This window comes from Okibacterium sp. HSC-33S16, from assembly GCF_024171565.1.
In the GTDB taxonomy this organism is placed as follows: domain Bacteria; phylum Actinomycetota; class Actinomycetes; order Actinomycetales; family Microbacteriaceae; genus Mycetocola_A.
This window is the reverse complement of sequence record NZ_JALJZZ010000007.1, coordinates 14,176-37,181: the sequence shown is the minus strand read 5'-3', so window position 1 is coordinate 37,181 and position 23,006 is coordinate 14,176. Positions and strand designations below refer to the sequence as shown.

21 protein-coding genes are annotated in these 23,006 nt (G+C 66.2%); 10 read left to right on the top strand and 11 right to left on the bottom strand.

Going from position 1 to position 23,006, the window contains the following annotated elements:
* Positions 1-255: 255 nt before the first annotated feature.
* A complete protein-coding gene (locus L1277_RS14650) occupies positions 256-1,929 on the bottom strand; it encodes an NAD(P)/FAD-dependent oxidoreductase (RefSeq protein WP_253377462.1) in 1,674 nt (557 codons plus the stop codon).
* A 92-nt stretch (positions 1,930-2,021) separates the two neighbouring features.
* Positions 2,022-2,933 (bottom strand): LysR substrate-binding domain-containing protein, encoded by a 912-nt coding sequence (locus L1277_RS14645; RefSeq protein ID WP_253377461.1) that lies wholly within the window; start codon positions 2,931-2,933, stop codon positions 2,022-2,024.
* Between the two features lie 153 nt (positions 2,934-3,086).
* Between L1277_RS14645 and L1277_RS14640 the strand changes: the two genes are divergently transcribed.
* Both L1277_RS14640 and L1277_RS14635 read left to right on the top strand, forming a co-directional pair.
* Positions 3,087-6,764 (top strand): bifunctional proline dehydrogenase/L-glutamate gamma-semialdehyde dehydrogenase, encoded by a 3,678-nt coding sequence (locus L1277_RS14640; protein ID WP_253377460.1) that lies wholly within the window; start codon positions 3,087-3,089, stop codon positions 6,762-6,764.
* A gap of 69 nt (positions 6,765-6,833) precedes the next feature.
* A complete protein-coding gene (locus L1277_RS14635; protein ID WP_253377459.1) occupies positions 6,834-8,225 on the top strand; it encodes an MFS transporter in 1,392 nt (463 codons plus the stop codon).
* Positions 8,226-8,227: 2 nt separating this feature from the next.
* On the opposite strand, the gene L1277_RS14630 is transcribed toward L1277_RS14635, so the two are convergent.
* The gene (locus L1277_RS14630; RefSeq protein WP_253377457.1) at positions 8,228-8,596 is read right to left on the bottom strand and encodes a GntR family transcriptional regulator; all 369 of its coding nucleotides are present in this window, start codon (positions 8,594-8,596) and stop codon (positions 8,228-8,230) included.
* A 115-nt stretch (positions 8,597-8,711) separates the two neighbouring features.
* Here L1277_RS14630 and L1277_RS14625 point away from each other — a divergent pair, with 115 nt between their 5' ends.
* Positions 8,712-9,599 (top strand): virginiamycin B lyase, encoded by an 888-nt coding sequence (locus L1277_RS14625; RefSeq protein ID WP_253377456.1) that lies wholly within the window; start codon positions 8,712-8,714, stop codon positions 9,597-9,599.
* Positions 9,600-9,689: 90 nt separating this feature from the next.
* Here L1277_RS14625 and L1277_RS14620 read toward each other — a convergent pair whose 3' ends face one another.
* Both L1277_RS14620 and L1277_RS14615 read right to left on the bottom strand, forming a co-directional pair.
* Positions 9,690-10,433 carry a GTP pyrophosphokinase family protein gene (locus L1277_RS14620; protein WP_253377455.1) on the bottom strand — a complete coding sequence of 248 codons (744 nt, stop codon included), beginning with the start codon at positions 10,431-10,433 and terminating at the stop codon, positions 9,690-9,692.
* A 79-nt stretch (positions 10,434-10,512) separates the two neighbouring features.
* Complete coding sequence (locus L1277_RS14615; RefSeq protein ID WP_253377454.1) at positions 10,513-11,031, bottom strand: CGNR zinc finger domain-containing protein; 519 nt, start codon at positions 11,029-11,031, stop codon at positions 10,513-10,515.
* Positions 11,032-11,135: 104 nt separating this feature from the next.
* On the opposite strand from L1277_RS14615, the gene L1277_RS14610 reads away from it, so the two are divergent.
* Positions 11,136-11,969: an alpha/beta fold hydrolase gene (locus L1277_RS14610; RefSeq protein WP_253377453.1), complete on the top strand. Its 834-nt coding sequence runs from the start codon at positions 11,136-11,138 to the stop codon at positions 11,967-11,969.
* A gap of 37 nt (positions 11,970-12,006) precedes the next feature.
* On the opposite strand, the gene L1277_RS14605 is transcribed toward L1277_RS14610, so the two are convergent.
* Entirely contained in the window at positions 12,007-12,345 is a 339-nt protein-coding gene (locus L1277_RS14605) for a cupin domain-containing protein (RefSeq protein WP_253377452.1), read from the bottom strand.
* A 131-nt stretch (positions 12,346-12,476) separates the two neighbouring features.
* On the opposite strand from L1277_RS14605, the gene L1277_RS14600 reads away from it, so the two are divergent.
* Positions 12,477-12,641, top strand: coding sequence for a hypothetical protein (locus L1277_RS14600; protein ID WP_253377450.1), 165 nt, complete (start codon positions 12,477-12,479; stop codon positions 12,639-12,641).
* Positions 12,642-13,000: 359 nt separating this feature from the next.
* On the opposite strand, the gene L1277_RS14595 is transcribed toward L1277_RS14600, so the two are convergent.
* Positions 13,001-13,438 (bottom strand): Lrp/AsnC family transcriptional regulator, encoded by a 438-nt coding sequence (locus L1277_RS14595; RefSeq protein WP_253377448.1) that lies wholly within the window; start codon positions 13,436-13,438, stop codon positions 13,001-13,003.
* A 183-nt stretch (positions 13,439-13,621) separates the two neighbouring features.
* Here L1277_RS14595 and ddaH point away from each other — a divergent pair, with 183 nt between their 5' ends.
* The 4 genes from ddaH (at position 13,622) to L1277_RS14575 (ending at position 18,057) form a co-directional block, all read left to right on the top strand.
* Positions 13,622-14,485: a dimethylargininase gene (ddaH, locus tag L1277_RS14590; RefSeq protein WP_253377446.1), complete on the top strand. Its 864-nt coding sequence runs from the start codon at positions 13,622-13,624 to the stop codon at positions 14,483-14,485.
* A gap of 26 nt (positions 14,486-14,511) precedes the next feature.
* Positions 14,512-15,729, top strand: a complete 1,218-nt coding sequence (gene rocD, locus L1277_RS14585) for an ornithine--oxo-acid transaminase (protein WP_253377699.1) — start codon at positions 14,512-14,514, stop codon at positions 15,727-15,729.
* Between the two features lie 52 nt (positions 15,730-15,781).
* Positions 15,782-17,248: a peptide MFS transporter gene (locus tag L1277_RS14580; protein WP_253377444.1), complete on the top strand. Its 1,467-nt coding sequence runs from the start codon at positions 15,782-15,784 to the stop codon at positions 17,246-17,248.
* Between the two features lie 71 nt (positions 17,249-17,319).
* Positions 17,320-18,057 (top strand): polyprenol monophosphomannose synthase, encoded by a 738-nt coding sequence (locus L1277_RS14575; protein WP_253377442.1) that lies wholly within the window; start codon positions 17,320-17,322, stop codon positions 18,055-18,057.
* A gap of 84 nt (positions 18,058-18,141) precedes the next feature.
* Here the strand turns inward: L1277_RS14575 and L1277_RS14570 are convergent, their stop codons facing one another.
* The 3 genes from L1277_RS14570 to L1277_RS14560 all read right to left on the bottom strand — a co-directional run bounded on the left by L1277_RS14570 (position 18,142) and on the right by L1277_RS14560 (position 21,262).
* The gene (locus tag L1277_RS14570) at positions 18,142-19,407 is read right to left on the bottom strand and encodes an alpha-hydroxy acid oxidase (RefSeq protein ID WP_253377440.1); all 1,266 of its coding nucleotides are present in this window, start codon (positions 19,405-19,407) and stop codon (positions 18,142-18,144) included.
* 89 nt (positions 19,408-19,496) lie between these two features.
* Positions 19,497-20,225 (bottom strand): FCD domain-containing protein, encoded by a 729-nt coding sequence (locus tag L1277_RS14565; protein WP_308215113.1) that lies wholly within the window; start codon positions 20,223-20,225, stop codon positions 19,497-19,499.
* 116 nt (positions 20,226-20,341) lie between these two features.
* Positions 20,342-21,262 carry a 2-hydroxyacid dehydrogenase gene (locus L1277_RS14560; protein ID WP_253377438.1) on the bottom strand — a complete coding sequence of 307 codons (921 nt, stop codon included), beginning with the start codon at positions 21,260-21,262 and terminating at the stop codon, positions 20,342-20,344.
* 70 nt (positions 21,263-21,332) lie between these two features.
* On the opposite strand from L1277_RS14560, the gene L1277_RS14555 reads away from it, so the two are divergent.
* Positions 21,333-21,551 carry an SCO4848 family membrane protein gene (locus L1277_RS14555; RefSeq protein WP_253377436.1) on the top strand — a complete coding sequence of 73 codons (219 nt, stop codon included), beginning with the start codon at positions 21,333-21,335 and terminating at the stop codon, positions 21,549-21,551.
* Between the two features lie 30 nt (positions 21,552-21,581).
* Here the strand turns inward: L1277_RS14555 and L1277_RS14550 are convergent, their stop codons facing one another.
* Complete coding sequence (locus L1277_RS14550; protein ID WP_308215111.1) at positions 21,582-23,000, bottom strand: rhamnulokinase family protein; 1,419 nt, start codon at positions 22,998-23,000, stop codon at positions 21,582-21,584.
* Between the last annotated feature and the right edge of the window lie 6 nt (positions 23,001-23,006).

Sequence of the window (23,006 nt, the reverse complement as noted above, 5' to 3'; positions counted from 1 at the left end):
GACTGCATTGCTCGGTCGGTAGTGGTCGCGTTTCTTCCGATTTCTTGACCCATACCGCCCGAGTAAGGTGGGCTCCCGCCCGAAGTGACGGAGCAAGCCGGTTTGCTCGACCACTTCTGCCGGAGCAAACCGGCATCGCCGATTGAGACCGAGCGTGCGGGTACGTGCCGCCGAAACTGGCCGAGCACAGGCCCGCCTGCCCGAGCACGGGTAAGCCGGCCCACTCCCAGCGCGCCAACGACCACGCGTGGCGGGCTACTCGCTCTCGAGGACCGCCATCGCGGCGTTGTGGCCACCGATCCCCGAGACCGCGCCACCGCGGCGCGCCCCCGACCCGCACACCAGCACCCGAGGGTGCGCGGTCGCAACTCCCCAGCGCTGAGCCGGAGTGTCGAGCACAGCATCATCTTTCGCGAACGGCCAATCGAGCCCGCCGTGGAAAATGTTGCCGAGGGGCATGCCGACGGCCCGCTCAATGTCCAAAGTCGTTTTGGTTTCGATGCAGGGCCGCCCCGTGGCATCCGTCATCAGAAGATTTTCAATCGGCTCGGCGAGCACGGAGTTCAGCGACGCCAGGACAGCGGCCTGAAGGCGCTCGCGCATCTCGTCGTTATTCTCGGCGGTGACCAGGCGTGCCGGGGTGTGCAGGCCGAAGACCGTGAGGGTGTGAGCCCCCGCCTCACGCAGCTCGGGCGAGAGAATGCTCGGGTCTGCGAGGGAGTGGCAGTAAATTTCGCACGGCAGGGGGTCCGGGATGCTGCCTGCAGCGGCGGCGAGGTAGGCCGCGTCGAGCTCGGACCAGGACTCGTGGATGTGGAAGGTTCCGCCGAAAGCGGCTTCGGGGGTGACGTTCGAATCCCGAAGCTTCGGCAGGCGGCTGAGGAGGAGGTTCACCTTGACCTGGGCGCCCTCGCGGGAGGTGTTGGGGTTGGCCGCTGCGGCCGTGCCAATGCCGAACGGGCGGGATTCGAACGGCCCGGCCGATGGCTCGCCTGCCGCGAGCTGCTCGCGCCCGTATCGCACTTCGGTGCCTGCAACCAGGAGCCGGTCGAGCACGGCCGGCGCGACATTGGAGAGGATCCAGTCGGCGTGCGCCTCGTGCTCTGTGCCGTTCACCCGATAGCGGACGGAGCTGGAAGGGGCGACAGCCACCACCTCGGCCCTCGTCAGGAGAGTCGCTCCGGCGTTGCGCGCGGCTCGCGTCAGCTCGGCCGACACGGCGCCCATGCCGCCAACAGGCACGTCCCAGTCACCCGTGCCACCGCCGATCAGGTGGTACAGGAAACAGATGTTTTGTTGCAGGTCAGCGTCGTCCGCGCGAGAGAAGGTGCCGATGAGGCCGTCGGTGAAGACCACGCCACGGACCAGGTCGTTCTGAAGATGAGTCGAAATCACCTCGCCGATCGGGCGCTCGATCATCGCCTGCCACTCGCTCGATCCGCCAGCCCCGGTGACGAGGCGCTTCGCCTCGGATCGGGTGAGCAGCGGAGCGGTCATGGTCGGCCACAGTGCCTCGGTGAGTCGGCGGCAGTGCTCGTAGAAGAGGGAGAACAACTCGAACTCGTCGGCGGGAGCGCCAATGCGTGTGAACGACTCGGCAGTGGCTCTCGCATCATCGTTGTCGACGAGTAATCCTCGGCGCGGGTCACGCGGGTCAGGCGTATAGGAGGAGTACCGGCGCCGAACTAGTGTGATGTCGAGCTTCAGGTCGTCGATGATGCGCTGCGGCAGCAAACTCACGAGGTACGAATAGCGCGACAGCCACGCCTCGACGCCGTCGAACGCCTGCGCAGACACCGCAGCGCCGCCCAGTGTCTCCAGCCGCTCGAGCAACAGCACCCGCTTACCGGCTTTTCCGAGGTAGGCCGCGGCGGTGAGCCCGTTGTGGCCTCCGCCAACGATGATGGCGTCGTACGTCGTTGTCGTCATGCCGTGATTCTGCCATGCGCCCCTCGCCGCGAGTTGCTGGATCTACCGGGTTGCGGACCAGCCAGAGGACGCAAACTCAGCATCTCGCAACACTACCGGGTGCTCCGTCCCGTTGGCGGCTCGAGGAACGCCGTCGCCCGCGCGAGCGAACCCCGCACAGCGGTCACCGCCGGCCGCGCCGCACTCACTCGCCGCGCCGAGGTGAACACCGTCCGCGACGGAGTGCCCGGCAGGTCGACGAGCCGCACACCGGGCTCGCGCCCCGCCCAGACGAGGTCAGGCAACATCCCCACCGCGTTGCCCGATTCGATGAGCCGAATGTGCGCGATGAGGTCAGCGGTCTCGAACCGCACATCGGGCTCGAACCCCGCCGCCCGACACAGTTGCGTTGCCCACAGCCGCGCAACGGTGCCCTCGGGTTCCATGACGAACGGGAGCTTCGTGGCATCCGTCAGAAATTGAAGAGCGGATGTCGGGGGTACGGCCAGGCGGAGGGCGTCGCTCGCGAGAAACTCGCGATCGAGGTCGGGCAGGTGGGGTCGGGTGTGGCCGGGGTACTGTTCGGCCAGGACGAGGTCGAAGTCGCGCGCGGCCAGGTCGAAGAGACCGGCCTCGGGCTCACGTTCGACGATCTCGACGCGGAGCTCGGGGTGCTCCGCGCGAAGGAGAGTGAGTGCCTCGGGGATGACCGCGTGGGCGGCGGACTGGAACACGGCGAGCCGCACCGTGCCGATCACGGCGTCGAGGGACGTGGTGAGCTCGGCCTCGGCCCGCTCGAGGCCGTCGAGCAACTCGGCGGCGCGGGTGGCGAGGAGTTCGCCCTGCGGGGTGAGCTGCACCCGACGACCACTCTTGTGCAGGAGTTTCACCCCGGCCTCGCGCTCGAGTTGGGCGAGCTGCTGCGACACCGAGGAGGGGCTGAACGCGAGCGCCTCGGCGACGCCGGCCAGGGTTCCACGCAGCTGCACTTCGCGCAGTAACCGCAGTCGTCTCATGTCGAGCATGCGCCCAGCCTAACCGTCAGGAAACCTGATGAATATAGGTAAGAAACGTTCGCTTTTCTGAATCGAGCGGAAGCTGCACACTGAAGCTGAGAGTTGACGCAACCCGCGTGCACCTCACTTTCGACCCATCACAGAGGGAATAGTCTCGTGACCATGCCACACACCTCGGCCGGCGCAGAACTCAGCGCCACCCAGCTCGCCGCAGACGCCGTCGTCCTCGCCCAGAAGTGGGTGACCGAGAGCGCCGGTGCTCCCGTTGATCCCGCCGCCGAGCGCCTCGCCGAGGTGCTCAAGGATCCCAACGGGCTCGCCTTCACTGTCGGGTTCGTCGACGGCGTCATGCGCCCCGAAGACCTTTTCGTCGCGGGCTATAACCTGCAGCGGGTCGCCAAGCTCACGCCGGCGTTCCTGCCCTGGTATCTCAAGACCGCGATCGCCGCGGGTGGAGTGCTCGGCCCGGTCATCCCTGGCGTCGTGATTCCGATCGCCCGTCGGGTGCTGCGCAGCATGGTCGGTCACCTCGTTGTCGACGCCACTCCGGAGAAGCTCGGCCCGGCCATCGCCCATCTCCGCGAGGGTGGGTCACGGCTCAACCTCAACCTGCTGGGCGAGGCTGTGCTCGGCGAGCACGAGGCGCACAACCGCTACGAGGGTACCCGCGACCTGCTGGCCCGGGACGACGTTGACTATGTCTCGATCAAGGTATCGGCGATCGCCTCACAACTGTCGATGTGGTCGTTTGACGAGGCCGTCGAGCGGATTGTCGAACGGTTGACTCCCTTGTATGAGTTGGCGGCAGCATCCGCTTCACCGAAATTCATCAACCTCGACATGGAGGAGTACCGCGACCTCGACCTCACCCTCGCGGTCTTCATGCGCGTGCTTGACCAGCACAAGCTCCGCCGGCTTGAGGCCGGTATCGTGCTGCAGGCCTACCTGCCCGACGCGCTCTCGGCCATGCAGACGCTCCAGGACTGGGCCGCGCAGCGTGTTGCGGCGGGCGGAGCGAACATCAAGGTGCGACTCGTCAAGGGCGCGAACCTCGCGATGGAGGGTGTCGAGGCACGGATGCACGACTGGCCGACCGCGCCGTACGACGTCAAGCAGGACACCGATACCAACTACAAGCGCGTGCTGATGTGGGCGCTGACCCCCGAGCGCACCCGGAATGTGCGCGTCGGCGTCGCCGGACACAACCTGTTCGACCTGGCCTTTGCCTGGCTTCTCGCCCAGAACCGTGGCGTGACCGACGGCGTCGACTTTGAGATGCTGCTCGGAATGGCCACCGGGCAGGCCGATGCGGTCAAGCGCGACGTCGGCAACCTGCTGCTCTACACGCCGGTCGTGAACCCGCGCGAGTTCGACGTCGCGATCTCCTACCTGATTCGCCGACTCGAGGAGAACGCGTCGCAGGAGAACTTCATGTCCGCCGTCTTCGAGTTGACCAGCAACACCGCTCTGTTCGAGCGGGAGAAGCGGCGCTTTCTCGCCAGTGCGAATGCTCTGGATGCCACGGCTCACGACGTTCCGTCGCCTCGCCGCACGCAAAACCGCGAAACCGAATGGACGCTGGCGCCCGCCCAGGACCTGTCGCCCGGAAAATCCGCCGCCGCCCAGGCACAGTCGTTCACCAGGGCGATCGGCGACGAGGACGAGATGGGCATGACTCAGCAGGTGCTCGGCCTCGCCCGCGGCTCGAAGACCGAGTCGCCGTTCGACACGGTGCGGGTGTTCGACACCACGACCCTGAACACCATCCCGGCGACCGACCTTGGCGCCCCCGGGTTCGTCAACACCCGCGACACCGACCCGTCGCTCCCGGCGAACCGCTCCTGGGCCCGTCGGATCCTCGCCCGCGTTCCGGGCAGCGAGCTCGGCACGGCGACCATCGACGCCTGCACGGTGACCGACTCCGCAACGCTCGAGTTCATCATCGAAGGGGTCCGCGCCCGGGGCGCAGCCTGGGGGAGCACCCCAGCCGCCGAACGCGCCGCACTCCTCGACCGCGCCGGCTTCGCGCTCGCCGCCAATCGGGACCGGCTCATCGAGGTGATGGCATCCGAAACCGGAAAGACCATCGCGGAGGCCGACCCCGAGGTGAGCGAAGCGATCGACTTTGCCCACTACTACGCCGCCAAGGCACGCGAGCTGGATGCCATCCGCGGCGCCCGCTTCGTGCCGTCACAACTCACGGTGGTCACGCCGCCGTGGAACTTCCCCGTCGCGATCCCGGCCGGTGGAGTGCTCGCCGCGCTCGCCGCAGGGTCTGCCGTCATCATCAAACCGGCACACCAGGCGCGTCGCTCGGCCGCCGTTCTGGTCGAAGCGCTCTGGGAGGCAGGAATCCCGCAGGAACTGCTCACCCTGGTGTCGCTCGACGAGGGAGCGCTCGGCAAGCAGCTCGTGTCACACCCGAGTGTTGACCGGGTCATTCTCACGGGCGCGTGGGAGACCGCGAAGCTGTTCCGCTCCTGGCGTCCCGAGCTTCCCCTGCTCGCCGAGACCAGCGGGAAGAACGCCATCATCGTCACGCCCAGCGCCGACCTCGACCTGGCCGCGGCCGACGTGGTGAAGAGCGCGTTCGGCCACGCCGGGCAGAAGTGCTCGGCCGCGAGCCTCGTCATCCTCGTCGGTTCGGTGGCGAAGAGTGACAGGTTCCGCCGGCAGCTCATCGACGCGGCAACCTCGCTGCGCGTCGGGTACCCCGATGACCCCACGAGCCAGATGGGCCCCATCATTGAACCGGCAAACGGCAAGTTGCTGCACGCGCTCACCGAGCTCGGCGTTGGTGAAAAGTGGCTCGTCAAGCCACGGCAGCTCGACGACACCGGCCGGCTCTGGTCGCCCGGTATTCGTGGCGACGTCGCACCGGGTTCGTACTTTCACCTCACCGAGTTTTTCGGTCCGGTGCTCGGCGTCATGCACGCCGCGAACCTCACCGAGGCCATCCGCTACACCAACGCCATCGACTACGGGCTGACCAGCGGACTGCACACCCAGGACGCGGGTGACCTCGAGGAGTGGCTCGCCACCGTCGAGGCGGGCAACCTCTACGTCAACCGCGGAATCACCGGCGCGATTGTGCAGCGCCAGCCGTTTGGCGGCTGGAAGCGCTCATCCGTCGGTGCCGGCGCCAAGGCTGGTGGCCCCAACTACCTGCTGACCCTGGGCTCGTGGCTGCCTGACTCCGGTTCGAGCAGTAAGACACTGCACCTGCGCGGCCTCGACTCGCGGGTGACCCGCATCATCGAGTCGGCGCAGCCGTCGCTCGGCTACGAAGAGTTCGACGTGCTCCGCCGGTCGGCCCTCTCCGACGCCATCGCCTGGGGCAATGAGTACGGCGAGGTGAAAGACGCCTCGGCGCTCGGTGTCGAACGCAACCTCTTCCGCTACCGCCCGGTACCGGTTGCCGTGCGCGCCACCGCCGACGCAGACCTCGGCGAGGTGTTGCGCGTGGTGATTTCTGCGGTACGTTCGCGGTCCCGGTTCACGCTGAGCGTGGCATCCGGTCTCCCCTCCGCGATTCGCGGAGTGCTGGGCGACCTCCTCGTTCCGGTGTCGGTGGAGACCGACGACGAGTGGATCGCCCGGGCGACGCAGCCGGACGCCGACGCCGGTCGCGTGCGGCTCGTCGGAAGTGCCGAGGCACGGCATGCGCTGCACCAGAAGCTCGCGATTGCGGCCGAGGGTAACCCCGACCTCGCGATCTACTCCGCTGCGGTCACACAGTCGGGCCGGATCGAGTTGCTGCCGTTCCTGCATGAGCAGGCGATCTCGATCACCGCGCACCGGTTCGGAAACCCTGACCCGTGGAGTGAAGACGTCATTTAGGCACCCGACCGCGGGAGGGAGCGAATCGCACCCCTCCCGCGGTCGTGCGCTCCGGCGCATACTGGAGCAATGGCATCCGCCCCTCGCAGTGACTCCGCCAGCCAGCGCATCGTCCTTGTCGTCGCTATTTTGGCGTCGTTTGTGGCTTTTCTCGATGGCACCATCATCAACGTCGCACTTCCCGCCATCACGCGCGAGTTTGGCGGCGGCCTCCCGGTGCAGCAGTGGGTGGTCGACGCCTATCTCCTGACGCTCGGCGCGTTCATTCTTCTCGCCGGTTCTCTGTCGGATGCCTTCGGCCGCGTTCGCATTCTCGCCAGTGGTCTGGTCGGCTTCGGAGTGACCTCCTTGCTGTGTGCCGTCGCGCCGGGCGCCGAATTCCTCATCGTGGTGCGTGCATTGCAGGGTGCGACCGCTGCATTGCTCGTGCCGAGCTCGCTCGCCCTCATCATTTCGACGTTCACCGGCCAAGCGCAGGCCAAGGCGATCGGCACCTGGACGGCGTGGACCGGAACCGCGATGATCGTCGGGCCCCTCATCGGTGGGCTGCTCGTTGACACGGTCAGTTGGCGCCTCGTGTTCGGCATCAATGTGCTGCCGATCGCCGTCACGCTGTGGCTGCTTCTGCGAATGGAGAAGCAGCCGGCGCGCACAATGCGGCCCCGCGTTGACGTGGTCGGTGCCGTCCTCGGCGCGATCGGGCTCGGCGGGCCGGTGTTCGCGCTCATCGAGCAGGGGCGGTTCGGCTGGTCCAGCCCGGTCGTTTGGGTGCCGCTCGTGGTCGGCGTCGTGTCGTTCGCGGCGTTCCTCTGGTGGGAGGGGCGGACGACCGATCCGATGATGCCGCTTTCGCTCTTTGGCTCCCGCAACTTTTCGGCCGGAAACATCGCAACTGTGTTCATTTACGGTGCGCTTGGGTTCGGTTTCTTCGTGATCGCCATCTACCTGCAGCAGGTGGCCGGGTGGCCCGCGACGCTGGCGGGCATTGCGACTCTGCCGCCGACGCTCGTCATGCTCGTGTTGTCGAGCCGGATCGGCGCGTGGGCCGGGCGGATTGGACCGCGACTGTTCATGACGATTGGGCCCATCGTCGGCGGCATCGGCTTTCTCCTCATGCTCGCGGTCGGCGCCGAGGTGAACTACTGGGCGCAGTTGCTTCCGGGCCTGGTGCTCTTCGGCATCGGCCTCTCGATCACGGTCGCTCCGCTCACGAGCGCCATCCTCGGGGCCATCGACGAGAGCCAGGCGGGAATCGGCTCGGCGATCAACAACGCGGTCGCTCGTGTTGCCGGTCTCGTCGCTGTGGCGTGCGCTGGCCTCGTTCTCGGCACGGTGCTCGATCTACCGGGCTTCCACCGCGCCGTCGTCGCGACCGCCATCGCCTTGATCATCGGTGGTGTCGTGTCCTTCATCGGCATCCGCAACCCGGTGCAAGCCGAGGCATCTGTGCCTGCGGCCTGAGGTCAGCCCCGCACGCCGAGTGCGGCAGAGACAATGGCCAGTGCTTCCTTGGCCGGAATGCCGAGCGACTTCACCTTGTCGGCATAGGCTACGGCAGCGAGTTGTGCCTTCTGGTGGGTCGGGTCGCCGACGGCCGAGACGAAGCTACCATTACGTCCCCGCGTCTCGATGACATCGTCGCGCTCGAGTTCGCGGTAGGCGCGAGCCACGGTATTCGCGGCGATGCCAAGTTCGCTGGCGAGGTTGCGCACCGTCGGCATTTTGTCGCCAGGAACCAGGGCGCCGTCGCGCACCGCGTCGATGACTTGCACTCGCAATTGCTCGAACGGCGGTGTTGACGACGAGGTGTCGAGTCGAAAGGTGTGCGGCATGGTGTCCTCGCTCTTCGCGGGCCCGGTTGGCCGGACCCGCACCTCAATGTAGCAATACAATCCGGCTCAGGCAAGCGCGCCCGACGCTGTGCGCACAGACGCTTAGGCTGGATCCATGACCGAGCCCACGCAGTTCACCGAACACCGGATCTCTGACGCGGAGGCCGCCCCGTACGGTGTCGCGGTGACCGAGGACGGCGCGGTCTGGGTCACACTGATCCGCGGCTCAGCGGTCGTGCGTCGCGATGTGGACGGAAGCTTCGCGCTCATTCCGCTCGGCGACGGATCCGAGCCGTCCCTCCCGGCCGTGGCGACCGAAGACTCGGTCTGGGTGACCGACGCGGCGCTTAACCGCATAGTTCGGGTCGGACCCGAGGGTGTTCGCGCCGAGATCGCCGTGCCCACCGCGGGAGCTCGACCGTTCGGCATTGCCTCAGCCGATTCCGGCGAGGTCTGGTTCACGGAGATGACCACCGACTCCATCGGACGCATCGACATTCTTGGACGGGTGGCAGAGTTCACCGCGGGGGCCGAACACGGTACGCCGTCGATGATCGCCTGCTCCGGTGAGAGCGTGTGGTTCACACTCAACGCGGCGAACGCCGTCGGCTACATCCGCGGCGGTAACTCCGCCGTTGCCCTGACGCAACTCCCGACGCATGGCGCCGGTCCCGTCGGCATCACCGTGACGATGGATGGCGCCGCCTGGTTCACCGAGATCGCCGCTGGCAAGATCGGGCGCATCGATCGCAACGGTGACCTCACCGAGTTTGAACTGCCCGACCGCGACAGCAAGCCTCACGCCATCGTGGCCAACCCGGAGGGCGGATGCTGGTTCACGCTGTGGGGTTCGAATCAGATCGGCTTTATTGCGGCAGATGGCACGCTGGCGGTCACCGACCTGCCCACGCCGAACAGTGAGCCGCATGGGCTCGCGATCGCGCAGGATGGAACCGTCTGGATCGCGCTCGAGACCGGGGTCCTCGCCGAACTGCGGCCCTAGGCTCTACCGTCGAGAGCGCCAGCATCGCCGCTTGCCACCGCACATCGTTCGCGGGCGCGCCACCTTCTGGTCGACTGCCACACCTCACGGCTATTCAGCGACCCGGGCTGCCGCAAGCATCCGCAACAGCGCGTCGGGCACACCGGTCCGGCCAATGTCGCGCGCATCCATCACGCCGTCGTCTTCGCCCGCAACGTCGCTGAGCGCAATCACCTCGTCGTGTAGGCGCTCCATCTTGACGTCGAGCCGGTTCGCGGTGAGCGCGGCATCACGCAGCTCATCGATGAGCCGTTCGGGTACGTCGCGGTTGTACTTGTAGTAAATCTTGTGCTCGAGGCTGGCCCAGAAGTCCATCGCGATCGTTCGGATCTGAATCTCTACCTTCACCTGCTCCACGTGATCCGACATGAAGACCGGCACCTCGACGATCATGTGCAGGCTCTTGTAGCCGTTCTCCTTTGGTTCCCGGATGTAGTCGCGTACCTGCAGCACCGTGACGTCTCGCTGCGCCGCGATCATGTCGAAAATCTTGTAGGTGTCAGAAATGAAACTGCAGGTCACCCGAATGCCGGCGATGTCATGAAGCGTCGAACGGATGCCTGTCAGCGTCAGCTCGCACCCCTTCCGGTCGGCCTTGGCCAGGATGCTCTGTGGCGACTTGAGCCGAGAGCTGACATGCTCTATCGGGCTGTAGTCGTGCCGGTGATTGAACTCTTCCTTGAGGATGTTGATCTTCGTCATCATCTCGTCAATACCGAACTTGTACGACAGCATGAATCGTGTGAAGTCGTCGGTCAGTGTACGCAGGCCTGTGAGGTCAGAGGCGTCTGACATGGGCGGGACTCCTTCCGGCAGCCGGTTTGTTCGCCGCCCTTCAGTCTGCCACCCGGCTGCTGGTCGTCGCCCGGGAGGATCAGCTCGCGAGTTCACGGCTCTTCGCGTAGTGCCGACGCGACTTCATGCGGTTTCCGCACGACTCCATCGAGTGCCACCTGCGGGAATTCGCCTTGCTGTGGTCGACGAGAAAATGCTGGCACTCGGGGTTGGCGCACGGCCGAATGCGAGATCCGGTCGGGGTCTGCAGCGCATTCCATTCCTCAATCGCCCGTGCCCCGATGGCCAGTTCGTCGGCGACGTCGAGCGACCAGACGAGCCGGCCCTCCTCGAGCGACGCGGATTTACGCATGCCGGCGAGCCACGGCGCGAGAACGTCGGAGCCCGTTTCGCCGCGAAGGAACGGCACGAGCACGTCGCGCACCCGACGTGCTCCCGCAATTTCCGCCGGGGTTCCGCGTCCGCCGCGGGCCCGCAACCACTCCCGCGCGTGATGATCAGTGTCGAGTTCGTCGAAGACGCCGTCGGAAAGGGTGAGGCGCGAGTTGACGAGATCGAGCAGCACGGGCGTGCTCGGCTCGGTATCCGAATCGTTCATGACCTAACCATATCAAACGACTTGACAGGTTGGAAAGGATGTGGTTCTCTGTCGTTACAACCAGATAAACGCCGCGAGGCGGTTAGAGAAGACGGAGAGTCATTATGAGCTTTATTGCAGTAGGCACCGAGAATTCCACCGACATCAACCTGTACTACGAAGACCACGGGACAGGACAGCCCGTCGTCCTGATCCACGGGTACCCCCTCGATGGTCATTCCTGGGAGAAGCAGTCGGCCGCGCTCCTCGAAGCGGGTTACCGGGTGATCACCTACGACCGCCGCGGCTTCGGCCAGTCCGACCAGCCCACCACCGGGTACGACTTCGACACCTTCGCCGCCGACCTCAACACGATCCTCGAGACCCTCGACCTCCACGACGCCATCCTCGTCGGGTTCTCCATGGGCACCGGCGAAGTGGGTCGTTACCTCGGCACCTACGGATCGGAGCGTGTCGCCAAGGCCGCGTTCCTCGCCTCGCTCGAGCCCTTCCTGCTGCAGACCGACGACAACCCCGCTGGTGTCCCGCAGGGTGTCTTCGACGACATCTCGACCGCCGCGAAGAGTGACCGCTACGCCTGGTACGACGACTTCTTCAGCAACTTCTACAACCTCGACGAGAACCTCGGGTCTCGCATCAGCGAGGCTGCGGTTCGCGGCAGCTGGAGCGTTGCCACCTCCGCCTCGTGGTTCGCGGCTTCCGCCGTCGTGCCGAGCTGGCTGACCGACTTCCGTGCTGACATCCCCAAGGTCACCGTGCCGACGCTCATCGTGCACGGCACCGCCGACCGCATCCTGCCCATCGACTCCACCGGCCGTGAGTTCACCAAGCTCCTCCCGAACGCCGAATACGTCGAGATTGAGGGTGCCCCGCACGGCCTGCTCTGGACCCACGCCGACGAGGTCACCGAGATTCTCCTGACCTTCGTCCAGAAATAATTATGAAGCGGATGCCGTACCCACGGCATCCGCTTCTCTATTCGAGCTCGTCCTGAATCATCTTCGGTGATGCGTGAATGCACACCATGCGGAGTACGCCTGAGCCAGAGTTCACGAACTTATGGGGTGTGTGTGCTGGAACGGTGAGGATGTCGCCGATCACGGCATCCACGAACTCATCGCCCACGGTGATCGTGGCTGAGCCCGCCTGAACCACCCAGGTCTCGGTGTAGGGGTGGCGGTGCAATCCGGGGCCCTGACCCGGATCGTTGTCGACGAGGTAGAACGACACCCCGGAACCGTGCGATACGCCCTCGAACCGGCCGGTGCGACCACTGCCGGTCACGAGGTCGGCGGACTTAATGACGGAGATCATGTGTCCCTCCTGAGCTCATTTTGCGGTGAAAACTCACCCAACTCACACCCCGTTACCAGCAACGAGCGTTACGCGTCAAGGGTTTGGCCCTATCCTGCAGCCGATACCGGCTCGCTGTTACGGTCGCAGACATGAACATTCTCCTTGTAGTGGTCGCAATCATCGCCATCATCCTTCTTGTCACGGGTGGCTTCGTGCAGTCCCTCAACTTCCTTCTGTGGGTCGGCGTCGTTCTCCTGGTTCTGGCCATCATCGCTTGGCTGCTCCGCGTCGTTACCGGCAAGAAGCGCATCTAGTTCCCTGTCCGCCCATCGCACTCCAGCCCTGAGGCTGGGTGCGACAACATCGCAAGGCCACACCATCGCAGCACGCGGGTGTGGCCTTGCGTCGTTAAGCGGATGTTTGGGCCGGGGCGCGTTCAGCAGGTCCCACCCGATAGAGCCAGTTGTCGCCGGTGCGCGTCTGATATACCCACAACAAGTGGCGCTTTCATTTCGTGCTCCACGTGAGGGGCCGCGCAAAAGCGCCACTTGTGTAGGGTGTGGTGCTCCCTCACCCCCCTACAAGTGGCACTCTCGCAGGCTCGGTCGAATCCTCAAGGGGCGGCCGGGCGCGGTCGAGAGCCCAGGCACGCAAGTCGGTGCGCTGAAGCCGCTCAGTCGATCGCGCGCGAGATCAGGCGGGAGAGCACGATCGCACTCCGGGTGTGGTCGACGTGCGGGGCGTGACGCACGCGCTCGAGCGCGGCCTCCAGGCTCGGGATGTCCCGCGAACGCATGTGTACGATCGCGTCGGCGCTTCCTGTCACCGTTCCGGCGTCGATGACCTCGGGCACGCCCGACAGGATCTTCAGCAGTTCATCGGGCGCGACAGTCCCGCGGCAGAACAACTCGACATACGCCTCGGTGTGCAGGCCATCGACGGCCGGGTCCACCTGAATGGTGAAGCTCCGAATCACACCATCGGCGACGAGGCGATCGACCCGGCGTTTCACCGCTGAGGCCGACAGGCCGACTTCCTGCCCGATGTCGCCGTACCCGGCACGCGCATTCTGCCGAAGCAGGTCGATAATTCCGCGATCGAGATTGTCCATGGCGGCAGTCTACGACGGGATCTTGCGTGCAGGGCGAAATCGACGCAGGAATTATGCGCCGATGTGCGAACACCTCCCCATCCCTGCGTGCCACACTGGGCATACGGCGTGCCTGCCGGGTCGCGATCTGCGAGCCGCTGGCCAACCAGGACACCGTCCGCCGCTTTCCTGACGGAGACCAGCATGACGAACATCGACACCCTGACGCAGGCACCGGCCGGCAGCCGCGTCCCCACGACCCGCAGCTACCTGATGTGCCGCCCCGAGCACTTCACAGTCTCGTACAAGATCAACCCGTGGATGGAGCCGGCGAACCCGACGGACACGGCCAAAGCCCTCGCCCAGTGGCAGGTTCTCTACGACACCTTCGTCTCGCTCGGCCATGACGTGGAGCTCATCGACCCGGTCGAGGGCCTGCCCGACATGGTCTACTCGGCCAACGGCGGCTTCGTCATCGACAACATCGCATACGGCGCAAGCTTCACCTTCCCCGAACGCATGCCCGAGGGCCCCGCATACATGGATTGGTTCCGCGCACACGGCTTCGACGTGCGGGTTCCCGAGAACATCAACGAGGGCGAGGGCGACTTCCTCCTCGTCGGCGACACCATCCTGGCCGGAACCGGGTTCCGGAGTGAGTCGAAGAGCCACGCCGAAGTTGCCGAGCTGTACGGGCGTGAGGTCGTCACCCTCAACCTCATCAACCCGAGCTTCTACCACCTCGACACGGCCATCGCCGTCCTGGATCCGCTGACCGGCGACGCGAACGCCAACATCGCGTACCTCCCCAGCGCTTTCGATGCGAAGTCACTCCTCATCCTTCAGGATCGATACCCGGATGCCATTATCGTCAGCGAAGAGGATGCCTCCATTCTCGGCCTGAACTCAATCTCGGACGGCTACAACGTCGTCATCGCGAAGCGCGCCGTCGGTTTCGAACGCCAGCTGCGCGAGCGCGGTTACAACCCCATCGGCGTCGACCTCTCCGAGCTGCTGCTCGGCGGCGGAGGCGTGAAGTGCTGCACCCTGGAGCTGCGGAAATCATGAGCATCGTGAATGAAGAACTGACCGTCATGACCAGTGATGCGCGACGCGTCATTGCGAGCGAAGAAGAGTTCGTTGCCCACAACTACCACCCGCTCGAGGTGGTGGTGGCATCCGCTGATGGTGCATGGGTGACCGACGTGCATGGCAAGCGTTACCTCGACTGCCTGGCCGCTTATTCGGCCGTCAATTTCGGGCACTCGCACCCCACGCTCCTCGGCGCCGCGCGGGAGCAGCTCGACCGGGTCACCCTCACCAGCCGTGCGTTCTATAACGACCAGCTTGGGTCATTCGCGCAGGCGCTGGCCGACCTCGCCGGCAAGGAGATGGTCCTGCCGATGAACACCGGCGCCGAGGCGGTCGAATCCGCGATCAAGGTGGCTCGCGCCTGGGGGTACCGGGTCAAGGGCGTTGCTGCAGGGCAGGCCAACATCATCGTGATGGCCGGCAACTTCCACGGCCGAACCACGACGATCATCAGCTTCTCCGACGACGAGGATGCCCGTGCCGACTTCGGCCCGTACACACCCGGATTCCGCACCGTTGCCTACGGCGACGCGGACGCTCTCGTCGCGGCGATCGACGAGAACACGGTCGCCGTGCTCGTCGAACCGATTCAGGGTGAGTCCGGAATTGTCGTGCCACCGGCCAGCTACCTCCCGGCCGTTCGCGAACTCTGCACGAGAAACAACGTGCTTTTCATCGCCGACGAAATCCAGTCCGGCCTCGGCCGAACCGGTGCCACCTTTGCCTGCGACCTCGTCGACGTCGTTCCTGACCTCTACCTACTCGGCAAGGCGCTCGGCGGCGGCATCGTCCCGGTCTCCGCGGTCGTCGGCAACCGCGACATCCTCGGCGTGCTCCAGCCGGGCCAACATGGCTCGACCTTCGGCGGTAACCCGCTCGCCGCGGCGGTCGGCCGCGCTGTGGTGCGGATGCTCGCGAGCGGTGAATACCAGAAACGGGCACGTGTGCTCGGCGCGCAACTGCACGCGCGACTCGGCGAACTCGTCGGGCACGGCGTGCTCGAGGTGCGCGGGGCAGGGCTCTGGGCGGGAATCGATATCGACCCCGCTCTCGCCTCCGGGCGCACGGTCTGCGAGCGGCTGATGGAACGCGGCGTTCTCGCCAAAGACACCCACGGGTCGACCATTCGACTCGCGCCGCCGATCGTCGTGGAGGAGACCGATCTCGACTGGGCCGTCGACCAGCTCGAGGCCGTGCTCGAGGAACTCCGCGAAGCGTAGCCGTTCGCTACCCCCTTGGGCTCGGCTCTCCGGGGAGAGTACCGTCGTAGGTATGAGCCAGGTCACCACTCCGGCCTCCGCACGCGAAGACCACAGCTTTTTCGGACAACCCCGCTCGCTCGCCAACCTGTTTGGCGTCGAGATGTGGGAACGCTTCTCGTTCTATGGGATGCAAGGCATCCTCCTTATCTACCTGTACTACTCGGCGGCTGAGGGCGGGCTCGGGATTCCGCAGGTCACGGCAGCCGGAATCGTCGGCGCATACGGCGGAGGGGTCTACCTGTCGACGATCCTCGGAGCGTGGATTGCCGACCGGTTGCTCGGCAGCGAGCGCGTGCTGTTCTACAGCGCGATCGTCATCATGCTTGGCCACCTCGCGCTCGCCCTGGTGCCCGGAATCGCCGGGGTGGGGATTGGCCTCATCCTCGTCGCCGTCGGCTCGGGCGGGCTCAAGGCGAACGCCACGAGCGTCGTCGGAACCCTCTACGCCGAGGAAGATCCGCGACGCGACGCCGGGTTCTCTCTCTTCTACCTGGGCATCAACCTCGGTGCGTTCTTCGGTCCGATCCTCACCGGTCTCCTGCAACAGAGCATCGGCTTCCACTTTGGATTCGGCCTCGCCGCTGTCGGAATGGCCGCTGGCCTCATCCAGTACTCGCTCGGCCGCAAGCGACTGCCGGCCATCGCGAGCCACGTTCCCGACCCGCTGCCGAGAAAGCGCTGGCTGATCTACGCACTCATCGCCGTGGCCGCCGTCGTCGTGATTGTGGTGCTCGTGCTCGTCGGTGTCATCACGGCGACGAACCTCGTCACGATTGTGATCGGCCTGACCGTGGCATCCGCAATTCTGTACTTCATTGTCATTTTGACGAGCAAGCAGGTCTCACCGACGGAGCGGAAGCGGGTGTACGCGTTCATTCCGCTGTTCATCGCGAGTGCCGCATTCTGGTCGCTGTACCAGCAGCAGTTCACGGTGGTCACAATTTACTCCGACGAGCGGCTGAACCGCGACCTGTTCGGCTGGGAAATGCCGGTGTCGTGGGTGCAGTCCATCAACCCGGTGTTCATCATCATCCTGTCCGGTGTCTTCGCGGCGATTTGGACGAAGTGGGGCAGTAAGCAGCCGAGCACGGCGCTCAAGTTCGCGGCAGGAACAGCGATCATGGGACTCGCGTTCCTGCTCTTCCTGCCGTTCGCGGGCGGCCCGGCCAACTCAACGCCGCTGCTCGCCCTCGTCGGCATCCTGCTCGTCTTCACCATCGCCGAACTGTTGCTGTCACCGGTGGGGCTGTCGGTTGCCACGAAGCTCGCGCCCGAGGCGTTCCGCACCCAAATGGTCGCCTTGTTCTTCCTCTCGGTCGCTCTCGGCTCGGCCGTCTCGGGCCTTCTGGCCGAGTGGTACCTCACGGTCGATGAGTCGCTCTACTTCGGGGTGCTCGGTGGCATCGCGATCGTGATCGGCGTCGTTCTCGCGGTGATCGCCCGACCGGTGCTGAAGCTCATGAGCGGAGTGCGCTAACCGAGGGTCCGCTCGACTGAACGGATTAGGCTGGGAAGTCGCGCGGCGCCCGCCGCCCCGGGAGGACGCACGTGGCTGAAACGCTTGTCGTCATTCCGACGTACAACGAACGCGAGAACATCGCGGACATCGTGGGCCGGGTTCGGGCCGCAACGCCCGACGTCGACGTGCTCGTGGTCGACGACAACTCCCCCGATGGCACCGGGGCGATCGCCGACGGCCTTGCGGCATCCGACCCCCGGGTTTTCGTCCGTCACCGCACGGCCAAGAACGGCCTCGGTATGGCGTATGGCGAGGCGTTCCGCTGGGCGCTGGCTCGCGGGTACGACCGCATCGTCGAAATGGATGCGGACGGATCGCACGCGCCCGAGCAGCTCCCCTCCCTCTTGCGAGCAGCGGATGCCGGTGCTGACGTCGTTCTCGGATCCCGCTGGATCGCAGGCGGTGGGGTCGAAAACTGGCCGAAGTATCGCGAACTGCTGTCGCGGGGCGGCAGCGGGTACGCGCGACTGGTGTTGGGGCTGCCCCAACGCGACGTCACCGGCGGATATCGGGTGCTTACTGCTCACGCGCTGGGAAGCATCCGTTTGGAAGACGTTCACAGCCAGGGCTATGGCTTCCAGGTCGACATGCTGTTTCACGCTCAGCGGGCTGGGCTTGCGATCGTTGAGGTGCCGATCACCTTTGTCGAACGTGAACGCGGCGAGTCGAAGATGACCGGCGGGATTGTGGCGGAGGCGATGCTGCGCGTCACGCTGTGGGGGATCGGCGCCCTGCCGGGTCGGCTACGGCGGCGGCTGGTCCGCTAATCTGGCGCGCTTGGGTGACGCCTGGGCAGGCTGGAAAGGGCCTGTCGCTCGAGTGAACGACAGGCCCTTCCCGCGCTGGACGTGTTACTTCGCCGCGGCGACCGCGTCTGCCGCAGGCTGCGCCAGCGGCATGAGCCGGGCGAGCTGGGTCACGTGGCGCGGTTCGAGCTCGTCGAGTGTCGCGACACCGAGGAGCTTCATGGTGCGGCGAATCTCTTCGGACAGGATCGCGATCGTGCGGTCGACACCCTGGCGGCCGCCGGCCATCAGGCCATAGAGATAGGCGCGACCGATGAGCGTGAACCGGGCGCCGAGGGCGACGGATGCCACGATGTCGGCACCGTTCATGATGCCGGTGTCGAGGTGCACCTCCACCTCGTTGCCGACTTCACGGACAACGGCGGGCAGCAGGTGGAAGGGAATCGGCGCGCGGTCGAGCTGGCGTCCGCCGTGGTTCGACAGCACGATGGCGTCGGCGCCGAGCTCGACCGCGAGACGCGCGTCTGCGACCGACTGGATGCCCTTGACGACGAGCTTGCCCTTCCACTGCTGGCGAATGAAGGTGACTTCCTCGGGCCCGACGGTCGGGTCGAACATGGTGTCGATGAGCGCGGCGACGGTGCCGGACCAGCGGTCGAGGCTCGCGAACGCGAGGGGCTCGGTGGTGAGGAAGTTGATCCACCAGGCCGGGCGGGGCAGCGCGTTGATAACGGTCTTCGGGGTGAGCGCCGGCGGAATCGAGAAGCCGTTCTTCACGTCGCGGAGGCGCGCGCCACCAACCGGGGTGTCGACGGTGACCATCAGGGTGTCGTAGCCGGCGGCCTGTGCACGGTCGACGAGGGCGAGTGACCGGTCGCGGTCCGTCCACATGTAGAGCTGGAACCAGTTACGCCCGCCGGGGGCGGCCGCTGCGACGTCCTCAATCGACGTGGTGCCCATGGTGGACAGCGTGAACGGGATCCCGGCAGCCTCTGCAGCGGTCGCGCCGGCGCGCTCGCCCTCGGTCTGCATCATGCGCGTGAACCCGGTCGGAGCGATACCGAACGGCAGGGCGCTGGTCTTGCCGAGCACCTGTCGCGTGGTGTCGACCTTCGAGACATCGCGGAGCACGGAGGGGTGAAATTCGATGTCCTGGAACGCCTGACGGGCACGCGCCAACGAGATTTCGCCTTCGGCCGCGCCGTCGGTGTAGTCGAACGGCGCCTTCGGGGTGACACGCTTGGCGATGGTCCTCAGGTCGCTGATGCTCGTCGCCGCGGCGAGCCGGCGGGTGCGTGCGTTGAACTCCGGCTTCTTGAACTGCATGAGCGGTGCGAGGTCATGCACCTTCGGGATTCGTCTGGCGACCATGGGATCTCTTTCTGTCGGTGTCAGTGTCGGTGTCGTGGGCGGGGAAGCGACGCAACGGGTGTGTGTGCCGCACAAGCGGCATCCGGTACCTACAGCGGCGTCGCGGGAACTCGGGAGGTCGGCAGGTTCGTCTCGGCGTAGTAGGCCGAGATATGGGAGTGCACGGTGGCGCGGGCGCTCGCGGCATCGCCGGAACGGATCGACGCGACGATGTCGCGGTGCTCGGCCCTGAGCCTGGCGCGGGTGTCTGGCCACGACGGCAGGGTGGCGGCGCCGGCGCGTGCGTAGCCCTCTATTGAGCTGCGCAGCCCGGCCATCGTCGCCATGATCACCTGATTGCCGGCCGCTTCGGCGAGCGAGAGGTGAAATTCGGCGTCGAGCGCGAGAAATTCCGCGTCGGAGAGGCTGCGGCTCTCCATCACATCCAGAAGGGTGACGGATGCCTCGAGGCTCGGCTGCGGGTCCGCGTCGGCGAGTTCCGCCGCGACGGCTGTCTCGAGCACGAGTCGCGTAGAGACGATGTCGGCAACCGGGAACCCGGTCGCGGCGACCTGGAGTCGCATGAGCGCCGACATGCCGCCGCCGGGCAGCGCCACGATGATGGCGCCGGCGTTCGGGCCGGAGCCCGATGCCGTGCGGATGAGACCGAGGACCTCGAGCACGCGCAATGCCTCGCGCACGCTCGATCGGCCGACGCCGAGTTCGGCGGAGAGGGCGCGTTCGCCGGGGAGCCGATCGCCGGGGCGCAGGCGGCCGTCGAGCAGGTCGCGCTCGATGAAATCGAGGACGACGCGCCAGGCGCGGGGCTCATCCGTCACGCTGCTCCCGTCGCTGGTGCGGTCAGACCACTGTGGTCAGACCACATACGTTACACGAGTGCTGGCCGTGGCGCGAGAGGGGAGCGCCGTGCGACGTGGAGGGACCGGGTGCCTCTCTACGTCCGCAGAACCACGTTCACGGGCTCCTCGCCGCGCTGCATGAGCTCGATCTGCCGCCGCGCGAGCTTCGCCATCCGGGGCATCATCGCGGTGGACGCTCCGCCGACGTGCGGGCTGATGAGCACGTTGGGCAGCGCGAACAGCGGGTGTCCGTCCGGCAGCGGCTCGGGGTCGGTGACGTCGAGTGCGAACCGCAACCGTCCCGACTGCGCCGAGCGTAACAGGGCGTCGGTGTCGGCCACTGCACCGCGCGCGATGTTGACGACCAGGGCGCCGTTGGGGAGTGCGTTGAGGAACGCATCGTCGACGAGGCCAGCCGTCGCGTCGGTGAGCGGAACTCCGATAATCACGATGTCGGCGCTCGGCAGCAGGTCAGGCAGCTCGTCGATGCCGTGGATCGCGCCGCGCTCATCGCTGCGTGCATGTGTCGCCACCCGCACGACGGTCACCTCGAATGGCAGCAATCGCTCTTCGATGGCCTTGCCCACTCCGCCGTAGCCGAGCAGCAGCACCGTGCGGTCGGCGAGGCTTTGGTGCCGGGCCGGCGCCCAGCGACCCTCCGCCGCCGCCCGGACGAAGTCCGGAATCCCGCGTTGCGCCGCGAGCACCAGGGCGAGGGTGAGCTCAGCGGTTGAGGTCTCGTGCACCGAACTGGCATTGGCGAACACGGTGCCCGCCGGCAGCGCATTCTCAACTCCGTCGTACCCGATCGATTGGCTCTGTACGAGCCTCGTTGTCACCCCGGCCAGGGCGCCGAGCTTGTCGGTCGCTCCCATGTACGGGGTGATGACGATGTCGAATTCCGACCGCGGGGCCGGTCCGCGAAAATCCCACTCGACGAATTCCACACCGTCCATCTCGCCGATGGCGTTGCGAAGGGTCTTGCCGGGAACACTCACGATCAGCGGGGCAGTCATGATTCGAGCCTAGCGAAGGGTGGTGGGCCGCCCGGGGAGTTGACATCGGCCGCGCTGTTAGATTCGGAGGATGGACTCCCCGCTTCTCGTCGCTCTCCTGCTCGTCAACGTTGTGTTCAACCTCATCGTCTGGCCTCCGCTGTATCGCCGGGTCGTGAAAGATCCTCGGGCGCGGGATGCCTCGGGCAGAGCCACCAGATTCCTCACCGTGCACGTCGTGCTCGTCATTGTCGCCGCAGTAGTCACCCTGGCCAGCGCGATCGCGGCCGTTGCGGCCCTCATCGGCTAACTCGCCTTCATCACCCCAGCGCGGGCCAGCTCAGCGCCGAGTTCGGGGCTCGAAGCGCACCGGTTCGAACGAAGCGGCCACGAGCGCCCGCAGCGATTCGAGGTCGCCGTCGATGAGTCCGACCGCTCGGGCCTGCACGAGCACGTTGCCGATCGCTGTTGCTTCGACCGGTCCGGCCAGCACGGGGAGTCCGGCGCGGTCAGCGGTGAGCTGGCAGAGCAGGGTGTTCAACGACCCACCACCCACGATGTGGATGACCGAAACGTTCGTGCCTGCAAGGCGCGACGCGGTGTGCACGGCGTGTGCGAAGGCATCCGCAAGGCTGTCAAGAATTGATCGGGTGAATTCCGCCTGCGAGAGCGGTACCGGCTGGTTCGATTCACGCAACAGTTCGGCGATGCGGGCCGGCATGTCGCCGGGAGCCATCAGGCGCGCGTCGTTGGCGTCGAAGACGGGAACCGGACCGGTCACGGCGGCGGCCTGGGCCAGAAGGGTCGGCAGGTCGATGGCTGTGCCGGATTCGCGTTCCCACGTGCGCACGGATTCGCTGAGCAGCCAGAGGCCCATCACGTTGTGCAGGAACCGCACTCGGCCGTCGACACCGCCCTCGTTGGTGAAGTTGGCGTCGCGGCTGGCGTCGCTGAGGACCGGGCGATCGAGCTCGAGCCCGACGAGCCCCCAGGTTCCGCAGGAGATGTATGCGGCGTCCGGGGCCGTCATCGGAACCCCAACGACGGCGGATGCCGTGTCGTGCGAGCCAACGGCGGTCACGGGGGTACTCGGCGCCAGGCCGGTGTGCTCGGCGACCTGCGGCACCAGTGTGCCGATGGGAGCGCCGGGGGAAACCAGCGGAGCGAAGAGCTCCCGCGGCAGGTCCAGTTGGGCCATGAGTGACTCATTCCACTGACCCGTCACGGTGAGAAGGCCGGTGGTCGACGCGTTGGTGGACTCGGTAACGCGGGCGCCGGTCAGCCAGTAGGCCAGTAGGTCGGGAATCAGGAGTGCAGAGTCGGCGGTGTGCAGGGCGTCGCCGTCGGCCGCGAACTGGTACAGCGAGTTGAACGCGAGGAACTGCAGGCCGTTCTGGGCATAGAGCTCGGCGAACGGAACCCGGGCGTGCACGGCCGCGACGCCCTTGGCGGTGCGGCTGTCGCGATAGTGGAACGGCTCGCCGACAAGCGCGCCACCCGAGAGGAGCCCGTAGTCGACGGCCCACGAGTCGATGCCGATGCTCGCGAGGTCCGGAGCGCGAGTGGCGGCTTCGGTGAGGCCAGCCAGCACGGACTGGTAGAGCCCCGTGAGGTTCCAGTGCAACGAGCCGTTGACCTCCACCGGGCCGTTCGGGAAGCGCGACACCAACTCAAGCCGAAGCTCGTTCGGACCAACGTGGCCGAGCATGACCCGGCCACTGGTTGCACCGAGGTCGACGGCGGCAACCGTGCCGGTCACGCCGCG

Coding starts and splice junctions, on each gene's coding strand:
- L1277_RS14595 (WP_253377448.1), bottom strand. CDS start 13,438: ATGGACAATCTCGATCGCGGAATTATCGACCTGCTTCGGCAGAATGCG.
- L1277_RS14615 (WP_253377454.1), bottom strand. CDS start 11,031: ATGAACGATTCGGATACCGAGCCGAGCACGCCCGTGCTGCTCGATCTC.
- L1277_RS14640 (WP_253377460.1), top strand. CDS start 3,087: ATGCCACACACCTCGGCCGGCGCAGAACTCAGCGCCACCCAGCTCGCC.
- L1277_RS14650 (WP_253377462.1), bottom strand. CDS start 1,929: ATGACGACAACGACGTACGACGCCATCATCGTTGGCGGAGGCCACAAC.
- L1277_RS14580 (WP_253377444.1), top strand. CDS start 15,782: ATGAGCCAGGTCACCACTCCGGCCTCCGCACGCGAAGACCACAGCTTT.
- L1277_RS14620 (WP_253377455.1), bottom strand. CDS start 10,433: ATGTCAGACGCCTCTGACCTCACAGGCCTGCGTACACTGACCGACGAC.
- L1277_RS14635 (WP_253377459.1), top strand. CDS start 6,834: ATGGCATCCGCCCCTCGCAGTGACTCCGCCAGCCAGCGCATCGTCCTT.
- L1277_RS14560 (WP_253377438.1), bottom strand. CDS start 21,262: ATGACTGCCCCGCTGATCGTGAGTGTTCCCGGCAAGACCCTTCGCAAC.
- L1277_RS14605 (WP_253377452.1), bottom strand. CDS start 12,345: ATGATCTCCGTCATTAAGTCCGCCGACCTCGTGACCGGCAGTGGTCGC.
- L1277_RS14600 (WP_253377450.1), top strand. CDS start 12,477: ATGAACATTCTCCTTGTAGTGGTCGCAATCATCGCCATCATCCTTCTT.
- L1277_RS14630 (WP_253377457.1), bottom strand. CDS start 8,596: ATGCCGCACACCTTTCGACTCGACACCTCGTCGTCAACACCGCCGTTC.
- ddaH (WP_253377446.1), top strand. CDS start 13,622: ATGACGAACATCGACACCCTGACGCAGGCACCGGCCGGCAGCCGCGTC.
- L1277_RS14645 (WP_253377461.1), bottom strand. CDS start 2,933: ATGCTCGACATGAGACGACTGCGGTTACTGCGCGAAGTGCAGCTGCGT.
- L1277_RS14625 (WP_253377456.1), top strand. CDS start 8,712: ATGACCGAGCCCACGCAGTTCACCGAACACCGGATCTCTGACGCGGAG.
- rocD (WP_253377699.1), top strand. CDS start 14,512: ATGACCAGTGATGCGCGACGCGTCATTGCGAGCGAAGAAGAGTTCGTT.
- L1277_RS14570 (WP_253377440.1), bottom strand. CDS start 19,407: ATGGTCGCCAGACGAATCCCGAAGGTGCATGACCTCGCACCGCTCATG.
- L1277_RS14610 (WP_253377453.1), top strand. CDS start 11,136: ATGAGCTTTATTGCAGTAGGCACCGAGAATTCCACCGACATCAACCTG.
- L1277_RS14555 (WP_253377436.1), top strand. CDS start 21,333: ATGGACTCCCCGCTTCTCGTCGCTCTCCTGCTCGTCAACGTTGTGTTC.